This window comes from Bacteroides sp., from assembly GCF_052357945.1.
GTDB lineage: Bacteria > Bacteroidota > Bacteroidia > Bacteroidales > Bacteroidaceae > Bacteroides.
Genome location: NZ_DAWCXD010000307.1, coordinates 1 through 1,769, shown reverse-complemented (window position 1 = coordinate 1,769; position 1,769 = coordinate 1). Strand labels below are relative to the sequence as shown.

At 39.7% G+C, this 1,769-nt stretch carries 1 protein-coding gene; it reads right to left on the bottom strand.

From position 1 onward, the window contains the following. Window positions 1-278 precede the first annotated feature (278 nt). Entirely contained in the window at window positions 279-1,637 is a 1,359-nt protein-coding gene (locus ACT8YW_RS23180) for a transposase (RefSeq protein ID WP_390535211.1), read from the bottom strand. Window positions 1,638-1,769: the final 132 nt, after the last annotated feature.

Genomic DNA, 1,769 nt, shown 5'->3' with positions numbered 1-1,769 from the left:
CTTTTAAAATAAGAATAGGGAATCCTGTAAAAATTAGAACGCTGATTATTAATTAGGGATATTCAGTAAATGTTCCTCTTTCTAAAAAATCAAGAGAAAAGCTTTGCTTTACGTGAGCTTTTCTCTTGATTTTTTCGTTCAACTCTCCCAGTCTTCTATCTTTTTTATAGAATATTGTTTACATATTCTTGTTTTTTCCTTCCCACCCATGCATTATGTACATGTCTTTTTTAGGGGAAGTTAAAACCTCTCCTGTTTTTCCTGTTATTTTAGTCAGATTATGCTGCCTTTCTTTTTTTCTTTTCGACCTTTTCTATCATACATACCGCATTGGCTGTATGTATCCCAAAGAAAATCCAAAGTACTTCCGTTTTCCTGTTTCTAGCTTTTATCCTGGCCAGTGAGTAATGTTGTTTCTGCGTTCCAAAACTTCCTTCCAGGCGGGTAGCTCTTTCACGACTGAGTTCCGACCGTAAGATTTTACGAAGCGGCTCATCTTTGGCAGCTCTGCCCTTACGCTTAAAGGAAGTACTTATATGATATTTTGTACAAAATTTCCGGTTGGCATTATTGGCATAGATTGAATCCGCCGCAAGCGCCTTAACCCTAACCCCGGTCAGTTGTTGTTGCAGATGAATACAGTCTTTCAAACGTACTCCTTCGTTAAAAGCTTTAAAGGAGATATGTTCTATAAAGGAGATTCCGTCTATCTGTATATTGTTGACTTTAGCTCCGAATTCAACGGATTTGGTTTCCTTGCCTCTGATAATGGGGCGAAGGTAATGCCGGTCGATACTCACGATACGGTTGGACACTTTTTTGCCTGCAAATAAATTCTTCCCTTGCTCAAGGACTGTCTGTATGACCGAGAAACGTCTTTGGTAATCAGAGGATAGTGTAAGCCTGTTCCTGTAGGATGAATGAAGCAGCTCCAGCTGGTCAAGTAACTTTTCCAATAACTGAAGTAACCTTCGTGTAATCATACGAGTCTGTGATTTCTTGCGTTTACGCAGTTTACTATAAGCAAGATAGGCACGGCGTACATCAAGATACTTGTTACGGGGACGTTGTATGTGCAAGGTCTGGCAATGTTTGCACAGATGACGATGAAGCCATACAATACCTTCCCATAAGAGTTTGGTATCAGTAGGAAAACGCAGATGACTTTCATAACAGGTGGCATCGGTCATACAGACATGAAGGTTCTCAAGATAAGGTTTCCAATGCTCGGCAAGAATGAGCTGGAGGGACTCAACGTCAAGGCGATCCGCTAGTTCCTGACGAATTGCACTAACGATTTTAGGATTGGTTAGTGGATGAAGCGGATCAATCTGAACACCACAAAATAACTGGTAATGAATATTACCGTTTAAATGCTCAATCAGTTGTGCATCGGAAAAGTTGGTATAGGACTTCAAGACCATCAAGGCTATTTTACCTTCGGGAGAAAAATAACTTTTACGACCCAAAGCAGAGGACTTCAAATGCATTTGTCGGGCCAGTTCCGAGAAAGGGAATAGAGCATGGAGGCGACCTAATTCACTCGTTGCAAAACTTTGACGATATTTTTTAAGCATATCGAACTCGGTAAAACCTAAACAAGGTTCGATTTCTGAGATTTTTTGTATCTTTACCATGTGTTTTTATTTTTAATTACCCCCGTTTTGGCCGTCAAACCGTTTTTTGGGGGGAATGCTTAAAGATACAAAAAAGGCAACTAACTCGCAATGAATTAGTTGCCTTAAATTTTATTATTTTAGGAATATCCC

Bases quoted from the DNA above. Each gene is read 5' to 3' on its own strand.
- ACT8YW_RS23180 (WP_390535211.1), bottom strand. From the start codon at position 1,637: ATGGTAAAGATACAAAAAATCTCAGAAATCGAACCTTGTTTAGGTTTT.